This is a genomic window from Sphingomonas sp., assembly GCF_040398505.1.
Taxonomy (GTDB): Bacteria; Pseudomonadota; Alphaproteobacteria; order Sphingomonadales; family Sphingomonadaceae; genus Sphingomonas.
In genome coordinates, this window is the sequence record NZ_JBBATX010000098.1 from 1 (window position 1) to 8,988 (window position 8,988).

An 8,988-nucleotide genomic window follows, 5' to 3' on the forward strand; every position below is an offset into this window, starting at 1 on the left:
TGACTCGACACCGCTGCCGGATCGAGCCCGTGCTGGAGCGCCGCCGCCGGATCGACCTTCACCACCAACGCGTCGCCCGCGACGCGCAATCCATCGACCACTTCGACGATGCCCGGCACTTTTGCGATGTCCGCGCCGACGCGCTTGGCGGCGTCCTTCAGCGCGGCAGGATCGTCGCCGAACAGCTTGATCTCGACCGGTTGCGGCACGGCGGTCAGATCACCGATCAGATCCTCCATCAACTGCGCGGTCTCGATCGCGAGGCCGGGAACCTTCGCCTGCACTTGCTGGCGGACATCGGCCATCACCGCTTCGATCGGGCGGCGCGATCCGCCCTTCAGCCGGATGAAATAATCGCCCTCATCGGCCTCGCTCAGCCCGCCGCCAAGCTGCGCGCCGGTCCGCCGCGAATAGCTCGCGACTTCGGGGGTGGCGGTGATGATCTGCTCGACCTGACGCAGCAGCCGGTCGGTGTCGGACAAGGCCGCGCCCGATTGCGCCTTGTAATCGAGAATGAAGCCACCCTCGTCCATCGCGGGCATAAAGCCCGACGGGACATGGATCCACGCCGCAACGCCAAGCACCGCCATGCCGATCCCGAGCAAGGCGACGAACAGCCCCGGCCGCGCGAGCGCGCGTTCGGCGGCGCGGGCATTGATCCGGTCGAGCCGCTGGAGCGACTTCCCCGCACGATCCGCCGCCGCAATGTCCGCTGCACGGACCCAGCGCGCGGCGACCAGCGGCAGCAAATAGCGCGCGAACAGCAGCGACAGCCCCAGCGCCGCGACCATCGTCAGCGCCAACGCCTTGAAGAACCCGCCGGTCAGCCCGCTGACAAAGGCGAGCGGGGTGAACACGACGATCGTCGCGGCAGTCGACCCGAACAACGGGCGCGCCATTTCGGCCGCAGCGTCGGAGACCTTGGTCGCGCCCTCCTGCAAGCGCCGCATGATATGTTCGAGCATGACCACGGCATCATCGACCACCAGCCCGACCGCCGCCGCCATTCCGCCCAGCGTCATCATGTTGAAGCTCATGCCGAACGCGAACAGCAACAGGCACGTCCCCGCGAGCACGGCGGGCAACATAAGCCCGGTGATCAGCATCAACCGCCCCGAGCGCAGGAACACGAACAGCACGACGCCTGCCAGCACCGCACCAAGCAGGATCGCGTCGCGCACCGCATCGGCGGCAGCCGAGACGAGTTCGGATTGGTCGTAGAACGGCGTGACCGTGACGCTCGGCGGCAATCCCAGCGCTTTCAGCCGCGCATCGACCTCCTGCACGATCCGCACGCTGTCGCCGTCAGGCGATTGGCGGATGTTGACCAGCACCGCATCGCGCCCGCCCGACGTGACCTTGGTAAATCCCGGCGTGACCGAAGGATGGATCTCGGCGATCTGCCCGAGCGTCACGAGCCCTGCGCCGGCGCTGCCACCGGCTTTTACCGGGGTCGCGGCGATATCGGCGATCCCGCCCAGCCGGTTTTCGGCGAGCACGAGATACAGCCGGTGGCGATCCTCCAAGCGTCCGACGCCGGTCACGCTGTTCGCCTTGCCCAATGCGGCGGCGATCGCATCGAGCGAGAGCCCGAGCGCTTGCGCCTTGGCCGGATCGACATCAACGGCAAGTTCGCGCGGTGCGCCCCCCAAAATGTCGATCCCCGCCACCCCCGGCACTGCGCCGAGCGCCGGGCGGACTTGCAGCTCGGCAATCTGGCGCAGCGCGTTCTGGTCGAGCGAGCGCGAGGTCAGCGCGATCCCGAGCACCGGGAAGATCGTCGGATCGGAGCGGCGCACCGCGAAGCGGGTACCGGCGGGCAAATCGGGCAGCGCGCTCGCCAATGCGCCTTGCGTCGCGAGCGTGGCGGCAACCATGTCCTGCTTCCACGGAAAATCGAGCGCGACTTCGGCGGCGCCGCGACTGGTGGTCGAGCGGATCCGCGTGACGCCCGGAACGCCGCGCAGCGCGGTCTCGATCGGGCGCGTAATCTCCGCCGCCATTTGCGTCGCGTCGCGCTCGCCCGCATCGATCGAGACGACGACACGCGGGAAATCAATATGCGGGAACAGGCTGACCGGCAGATGCGTCGCCGCAAACACCCCGCCGAGCACGACCAGCACCGCCGCCAGCCACAGCGCGCGGGCGTGCCGCTCGATCGCCGACGTCACTTGGTTCGCACCGTCATGCCGTCTTCGACCGCAGTCCCTCCAGCGACGACCACCGCCTCCCCCGCCCGCACCGCGCCCGATACCGCAACGCGGTCGCCGCGCGCCACGCCAACGGTGATGTCGCGGCGATGCGCGACCCCGCGCGCCACGACATAGACATAGGCTTGACCGCCATCGTCGAGCAACGCGGCATAGGGAATTGTCAGTTGCGCATTGCCCGAAGCGCGCGCGGTTCCGTCGGCGGTCGCGCTGAGCGTCTGGCCCGCGCCGATCCCGATGGCGGCGGGAAGGCGCGCGAACACCGAGGCGAGCCGGGTCTGCGCGTCGGCGGCGGGGTTGATCGTCTCGACGGGCACATCGAATGCGGTCGCGCCACCGCTGGCGGAGACGTGCAGCACGGTTCCCGGACGCAAGCTGCGGGCGAGCGCGGGATCGACCCCGAAGCGCGCGCGCAGATCGGACGCGTGGCTGATCGTTGCGACCGCCGCGCCCGGCGGGACGAGGTCGCCCGGTGCCGCCGTCACCGTCTCGACGATCCCGGCGGCGGGTGCGCGCAGCGTCAGTCCGCCGGTGCGCGCGGCCATCGCGGCGCGGGTCGCATTGGCGCTGGTCGCCGCCGCGCGTGCTGTCTCGACCTCGGCATTGCTGCCCAGACCATCGGCCTTGAGCCGCTCGGCGCGCGCGAGTGCGGCATTGGCGGCCTGCGCGTCGCTGCCTGCCTTGATGAAATCGACGCGCGTCGTCGGCGACGCGGCGAGCCGGGCGACCACCGCGCCGGCAGCGACGCGCGTGCCGACCGGCGCCACAATCGCGACGACGCTCGCCTCGGCCGGCGCGGACAAGGTCAGTCTGCCGCCCGGCCCGGCCTCGGCCATGCCGTAGAGCGTCACTTGCTCGGCCAGCGTCCCTGGCTCGGCACGCCCAAGCGTCACGAGCGCAACCGGTACGGGCGCGGTCGCCTCCTCTTCGGCGCTCCCCGAACAGGCACCAAGCAGCAGCGCCGCGAATAGCGCGATCGATTTCGGGGTCACGTCCAGGCCTCTCGCAGCGTACCGGTGAGCAATTCCAGCGCGATCATTTGCTCGGCAATGTCCTGCGTGCTTTGCAAAAGCAGCGCTTGCTTGTCGCGTTCGGCTTGCTCGGCGGTCTCGGCGGTCGCGATCGACAGATCGCCGCGCGTCGCCGCGCGCCGCGTCGCCTCGGCATAGCGGCGTGCGGCGGGCACATCGCGCAGCACCGCGTCACGCTGTCGCCGCGCGATCGTGATCCCAGCAACCGCCGCCGCGATCTCGGCGCGCGTCCGGAACAGCCGTGCGTCATACTCGGCCTTGAGCGCAGCGCGGGTCGCGCGCTCGATCGCGATGCCGCCACGATTGCGGTTCCACAGCGGCAGCGTGAAATCGACCGACGGCCCGACGATGACATTGCCCGACGTGTCGCGGCTTGACCCGATGCTGAGACCAAGCGTGGGAAACTGGTCGAGCACCGCCTTGCGCACTGCGGCTTCCTGCGCGGCATAGCCCGCTTCCAGCGCGCGCAAATCGGTCCGGTTGGTGCGCGCGATCTCAAACAGCCGTGTGGCATCGAACGGGCGATCACCGTCCGACATCGGCGCGAGCCGCAGGATCGCGGTCGGTGGCAAACCCAGCAGCCGCGTCAGTTCGAAGCGCGCCGTGGCGAGGTCCTTCTCAGTGCTGCGCGCCTTGACCTCGGCATCGGCGGCGGCGAGCCGCGCGGCCTGGATCTGATCCGCCGCAAGATCGCCGCGTCCCGCCGCCCGCGTCGTGCGATCGAGCAGCGACCGCGCCGTGTCGCGCGACGCCGCGGCCAGCGTGACGCCGCGTTCGAGCGCGACGATCCGCACCGCTTGTAACCGCGCTTGCCCCGCCGTTTGCCATTCGCTCCACGCCAGATCGAGCCGCACTTGCTGCGCTGCCGCGCGCGCTTGCGCCAGGCGGACTCCGCGCGTGCGCAGCATGTTGAGATCAAAGCCGAGCGCGCTGGCCAGATCGAGCAACGGATCGGGTCCGGCGAGCACCTGGCTGACGCCCATGCTCAGCGTCGGATCGGGCAGCAGCCGCGCGGCAAACGCCTGCGCGTCGGCAACGCCCGCGCGCGCCCGCGCCGCACGCAAATCGGGATTGGCGAGCAGCGCGAGCGTCGCCACGGCATTCCCGTCGAGCGGCCGCGCCAGATCGATCGTAACTGGCGTCGGGTACGGCCGTTCGACCGGCACCATCGCGAGCGGATCGGGGGTATAGGCCGCACATCCGCTCAGCAGCAGTAACGGGATCAGCAACCGCTTCATGCCGCGACTTTCGGCACGGTCAGCGTCACACACAAGCCCGGATCGTTCGTGGCGACCGCAACGCTACCGCCATGCGCCGCCGCCACCGCCGCGACCAGGCTGAGGCCGAGGCCATTGCCCGGCGTCGTGCGGCTCGCCTCGCCGCGCGCGAAGCGCTGCAGGATGCGCGCATGATCGGCGACCGGCACGCCCGGCCCGTCATCGCGCACCGACAAGCGTGCGGTCTTGTCGTCGGCACTGAGCCTGATCTCGATCCGCGTCCCCGGCGGCGTGTGCAGGCGCGCATTGTCGAGCAGATTGACCAGCGCCTGCGCGATCAGCTCGCGCTCGCCGAGCACCGCGATGCCCGGCGCGACCGACCAGGTAAGGCGGCGACCGCCATCGGCAAAGGCCGGCGCGAAGCTCTCGGCGATATCGATCGTGAGCGCGCTGACATCGGCCAGCACGAAACTGCGCGTGAGCCCGCCACCCTCGACCTCGGCGATGCGGAGCAGCGCCGCGAACAAGGCAAGCACGGCATCGCCCTGCTCGATCGCGCGCGCGGCGGCTCCCTCGACCGTGCCGACCTGCTCAAGCTGATTGCGGAGGCGCAGCAGCGGCGTGCGCAGATCGTGCGCCACGTCGCTCGACACCTGACGCAGATTCTCCATCAATTGCCCGATCCGATCGAGCATCATGTTGAGCGCGGCACTGGCGGCGTCGAATTCGTCGCCGCGCGCGCCGACCGGGACGCGCTGCGCCATATCGCCGGCCATGATCGCGCGCGCGACCCCGCTGATCCGGTCGAGCCGCTTTTGCAGATAGCCCCCCAACATCACCGCACCAACCACGCCGAACGCAATCACCAGAACGAACGCGCCGCCGAACAGGAGGACGATCGTGCGATCGATACCCTCCATGATTTCGGTGTCGCGCGCGACGACGAGGCGATACCCGTCGCGCAGATCGCGCGAATCAGCGCGGGCGCTGTCGGGGCCCTCGATCGGATCCCGGAACGCGATCGCGCCCAGTCCAAGCGTCGGCCGGGCCGTATCGAGCGATCCTGCGATGCGTCGGCCCGAACGATCGAACAGCGCATAGCCAAAGGCTTTGATCGAACTCCCGGCTTCGCGCGTTGCGATCGCACTGACGATATCGGGTAATCCCCCTTCATCATATTCCTGCGCGAGGTTCGCCGTTTCCTGTTTGAGCAGCCCGTCTTGCTGGCGTCGGAAATCTGCGTCGGCCACTTGGTACATCGCGGCGCCGAGCAGAACGACGGCCAGCGCGAACGCGGCGGAATAGGTAATGGCGATGCGATAGGCCGCGCTGGACTTCACCTTAAGCATCGACGCGCATCCGGTAACCCGATCCGCGGATCGTCTCGATCGGATCGTCGGCAAAGCCTTCGCGCAGCTTGGTGCGCAGGCGGCTAAGGTGGCTTTCGACGATGTTCGTCTGCGGATCGAAATGAAAGCCCCAGACCAGATCGAGGAACATCGTGCGCGTCACGATCCGCCCGGCATGGCGCATCAATTGCTCCAGCAGCGCAAATTCGCGGGGTTGCAAATACACCGTCCGCCCGGCCCGCGTTACGTCGCGTCGCAGCAGATCGAGCACGATATCGCCAACCTCAAGTCGGGTCGCCGCATCGGCGCCGGATGAACGCCGGGCGAGCGCATTCAGCCGCGCAGCCAGCTCGACCAAAGCGAACGGCTTGACCAGATAATCGTCCGCCCCGGCATCCAGCCCGTCGACCCGGTCGGCAATGCCGCCAAGCGCGGTGAGCAGCAGGACCGGCACGCGGTTGGAGCGCGCCCGGAGCTGACGCAGCACCTCCAGCCCCTCGATCTCGGGAAGCATCCGATCGAGGATGACGGCGTCGAAACCGCCGTCGTTCGCCGCTTGCAACGCCGCATCGCCGGTCGTGACGTGCGTCACGCTGTGCGCAAGCGCGCGCAACCCGCTTGCGACGAATCCCGCGGTTTCGACATCGTCTTCGGCAAGCAGCACATGCATCCCCCGTCCATAGCGCGCCGCAATGCGTGATGCGCATAGGATTTCCCAATGTTCGTTAACGCGGGCCAAAAAGGTCGGCGGATTTATGAAAGATCCCAACCTCGCGCCGGATCGGCGTTTCGGCCTCGCCGCAAGCCGTGGCGTCCGGCAAAGACGCAGCGTATCTCCCCTGCCCGAAAGGCTCCACGATGCCGCATTTCGCCCGTCGCCTGCTCGTCACCCTCGCCGCCGGGGTGATGATGGCTGCCGCCCCGGCACCCACTTACACGATCAACCGCAGCATCGTCGGTCCGGATGGCGGATGGGACTATGTCCAGGTCGATCCCGCGACGCACCGGGTGTATGTCGCGCACGGCGATGTCGTGACCGAAATCGATCCGCTAAATGGCGATGCGGTGCGCTCGTTCGGAACGATCATGAAAGCACATGCCGTGGTCCCGATCCCCGGCGGCACGACACTGCTCGTCACCAGCGGGCGCGATGACAGCGTCCGCCTGTTCGATCTGCGCAACGGTACCGAGCGCGCGAAGATTGCCGTGGGCAGCGACCCCGATGCGGCGTTCTACGATATGGCCCGACAGCGCGCGGTCGTCATGAACGCCAAGGCCGGGACGGTGTCGCTGATCGATGTCGCCGGCGCCAAGGTGACCGGCACGATCGTGCTGAAGCCCGGCCTCGAGTTCGGCGTGCTTGGCGCGGGCGACACGCTGTACGTCAATAATGAGGACGAAAACGAAATCGAGACGGCGAACCTCGCGACCGGCAAAGCTGGCCCCGCGATCGCCTTGCCGGGCTGTACCGGCCCGACCGGGCTCGGCTTCGATGCCAAGACCGGCTATCTTCTGAGCGCGTGCGGCAATGGTAAGGCCGCCTTGGTCGACACGAAGACGGGCAAATTGGTCAAGCTGCTCGCCATCGGGCTTGGGCCTGACGCGGTGATCCTGGACTCCGCCCGCCGGCTCGCCTTCATTCCGTGCGGCAAGGATGGCACGCTGGCGGTGATCGCGCTCGACACCGCCGGGGGCAGCACGGTCGTGCAGACGATCAAGACCGAAATCGGCGCGCGCACCGGCGCGCTCGATCCCGCCGACGGAACGCTATACTTGCCGACCGCGCGCTTCGCGCCACCGGCGACGGCGGGCGGTCGGCCCGTGGCGATCGCCGGGTCTTTCCATGTGATCGTCGTCAAGCGCGGGTAAACGCGGGCGTTCACGCCAGGCGGTGCGGCACCGACACGGCTTCCGCGACGATCGTCTCGGCGGTGCCGACCGCCTCCCACGGGAAAACGAACCAGCGTTTGTCTGCGGCGCGATCGATCGTTTGCGATCGATACTCGACGCGCGCTTTTGAGCGGATGTTGTCGAGCAACACCGCAAACCGGATCTTGCTCGCGTCGCACCCATACTCGACCAGCAAGCGGCGGATGTCGTCGATCGTGCCGCCGCTGTCGTTGATGTCGTCGATGAACAGCAGCGTCGTGCCGGCCGCACTTTTCGCGGCGAGCTTGCCGAGCAATTCGGTGCCGAACGCGGCAACCTTCGACGAATGATCGACCGAAAGCGCCGGCACGTTCAGCGCGTGCGAGACATAGACCGCCGGAACGAGCCCGCCGCGCCCGACCCCGACGACGAAATCGGGCTTCCAGCCATCCGCGACAACGCTGCGCACCACGCCGCGCACGTCGCGCAGAAAGTCTGCATCGGTCACATAATGAAGCTGCGGCTCGACGGCGGTGCCCATAATGCGATGATTCCGGTGGCGAGAGGAAAGTGCGGAGTAACGGGCCGCGCCAATCCGGGCAACTCCCGCACGATGCGCTAGAACCCGAACGTGCTCAATCCGGGGTGATCATCGGGGCGACGGCCGAGCGGCCAGTGGAAAGTGCGCGCGGACTCGGCAATCGGATGTTCGTTGATGCTGGCGAGCCGGCGCTCCATCAGGCCGTCGGCATCGAATTGCCAATTCTCATTGCCATACGCGCGAAACCAGGTGCCGCTATCGTCGCGATATTCATAAGCGAAGCGCACCGCGATGCGGGTGTCGGCGTGCGCCCAAACCTCCTTGATCAGGCGATAATCGAGCTCGCGCGCCCATTTGCGCGTCAGCAACGCTTCGATCGCGTCGCGCCCGACGATGAACTCTGCACGGTTCCGCCACTGGCTGTCGACCGTATAGGCCAAGGCGACGCGCGCCGGATCGCGGCTGTTCCACGCATCCTCGGCCAAGCGCGCCTTTTGCGCAGCGGTTTCATCGGTGAAGGGCGGCAGCGGGGGACGGCTCATGGCGTGATTCCTTTGAGGGCGGCATTCTCGGCTTCGAGCTCGGCGATCCGCGCCTGCAGCCCGGCCAGCGCGGATTCGACATCAGCAATGTCGATCTTGCGCGGAATATGTTGCGGGCAATTGACGTCCCACGCGTCGATTTCGAACAACACCGCCTGCTCTCCCCGCGCGCGGTACCCGGCGGGCATCAGTTGCGCGATGGTCGCGGGATCGTCGCTGATCCGCGCCC

The 8,988-nt window shown here is 68.0% G+C and carries 8 protein-coding genes and 1 pseudogene; 1 reads left to right on the forward strand and 8 read right to left on the reverse strand.

Going from position 1 to position 8,988, the window contains the following annotated elements; all coding sequences use genetic code 11:
• The 5 genes from ABWP09_RS11540 to ABWP09_RS11560 form a co-directional block, all read right to left on the reverse strand.
• A partial coding sequence (locus tag ABWP09_RS11540; RefSeq protein WP_353205283.1) for an efflux RND transporter permease subunit occupies window positions 1-2,171 on the reverse strand: 2,171 nt, incomplete at its 3' end.
• On the reverse strand, window positions 2,168-3,202 hold the full coding sequence (locus ABWP09_RS11545) for an efflux RND transporter periplasmic adaptor subunit (RefSeq protein WP_353205284.1): 1,035 nt from the start codon (window positions 3,200-3,202) through the stop codon (window positions 2,168-2,170). The genes ABWP09_RS11540 and ABWP09_RS11545, both read right to left, overlap by 4 nt.
• Window positions 3,199-4,479 (reverse strand): TolC family protein, encoded by a 1,281-nt coding sequence (locus ABWP09_RS11550; RefSeq protein ID WP_353205285.1) that lies wholly within the window; start codon window positions 4,477-4,479, stop codon window positions 3,199-3,201. The genes ABWP09_RS11545 and ABWP09_RS11550 overlap by 4 nt, the downstream gene beginning before the upstream one ends.
• Entirely contained in the window at window positions 4,476-5,807 is a 1,332-nt protein-coding gene (locus ABWP09_RS11555) for a sensor histidine kinase (protein ID WP_353205286.1), read from the reverse strand. Before ABWP09_RS11555 ends, ABWP09_RS11550 begins: the two co-directional genes overlap by 4 nt.
• The gene (locus ABWP09_RS11560) at window positions 5,800-6,477 is read right to left on the reverse strand and encodes a response regulator transcription factor (protein ID WP_353205287.1); all 678 of its coding nucleotides are present in this window, start codon (window positions 6,475-6,477) and stop codon (window positions 5,800-5,802) included. Before ABWP09_RS11560 ends, ABWP09_RS11555 begins: the two co-directional genes overlap by 8 nt.
• A gap of 188 nt (window positions 6,478-6,665) precedes the next feature.
• Between ABWP09_RS11560 and ABWP09_RS11565 the strand changes: the two genes are divergently transcribed.
• Window positions 6,666-7,676 (forward strand): YncE family protein, encoded by a 1,011-nt coding sequence (locus ABWP09_RS11565; RefSeq protein ID WP_353205288.1) that lies wholly within the window; start codon window positions 6,666-6,668, stop codon window positions 7,674-7,676.
• 10 nt (window positions 7,677-7,686) lie between these two features.
• Here ABWP09_RS11565 and ABWP09_RS11570 read toward each other — a convergent pair whose 3' ends face one another.
• The 3 genes and pseudogenes from ABWP09_RS11570 to ABWP09_RS11580 form a co-directional block, all read right to left on the reverse strand.
• Window positions 7,687-8,217 (reverse strand): phosphoribosyltransferase, encoded by a 531-nt coding sequence (locus tag ABWP09_RS11570; RefSeq protein WP_353205289.1) that lies wholly within the window; start codon window positions 8,215-8,217, stop codon window positions 7,687-7,689.
• Between the two features lie 77 nt (window positions 8,218-8,294).
• Window positions 8,295-8,759 (reverse strand): nuclear transport factor 2 family protein, encoded by a 465-nt coding sequence (locus tag ABWP09_RS11575; RefSeq protein WP_353205290.1) that lies wholly within the window; start codon window positions 8,757-8,759, stop codon window positions 8,295-8,297.
• Window positions 8,756-8,988, reverse strand: a pseudogene (locus tag ABWP09_RS11580) (pyridoxamine 5'-phosphate oxidase family protein); the annotation flags it as partial. The gene ABWP09_RS11575 and the pseudogene ABWP09_RS11580, both read right to left, overlap by 4 nt.

Excerpts from the sequence above, each read along its gene's own strand:
- ABWP09_RS11550 (WP_353205285.1), bottom strand. The coding sequence starts at position 4,479 with ATGAAGCGGTTGCTGATCCCGTTACTGCTGCTGAGCGGATGTGCGGCC.
- ABWP09_RS11555 (WP_353205286.1), bottom strand. The coding sequence starts at position 5,807 with ATGCTTAAGGTGAAGTCCAGCGCGGCCTATCGCATCGCCATTACCTAT.
- ABWP09_RS11560 (WP_353205287.1), bottom strand. The coding sequence starts at position 6,477 with ATGCATGTGCTGCTTGCCGAAGACGATGTCGAAACCGCGGGATTCGTC.
- ABWP09_RS11565 (WP_353205288.1), top strand. The coding sequence starts at position 6,666 with ATGCCGCATTTCGCCCGTCGCCTGCTCGTCACCCTCGCCGCCGGGGTG.
- ABWP09_RS11570 (WP_353205289.1), bottom strand. The coding sequence starts at position 8,217 with ATGGGCACCGCCGTCGAGCCGCAGCTTCATTATGTGACCGATGCAGAC.
- ABWP09_RS11575 (WP_353205290.1), bottom strand. The coding sequence starts at position 8,759 with ATGAGCCGTCCCCCGCTGCCGCCCTTCACCGATGAAACCGCTGCGCAA.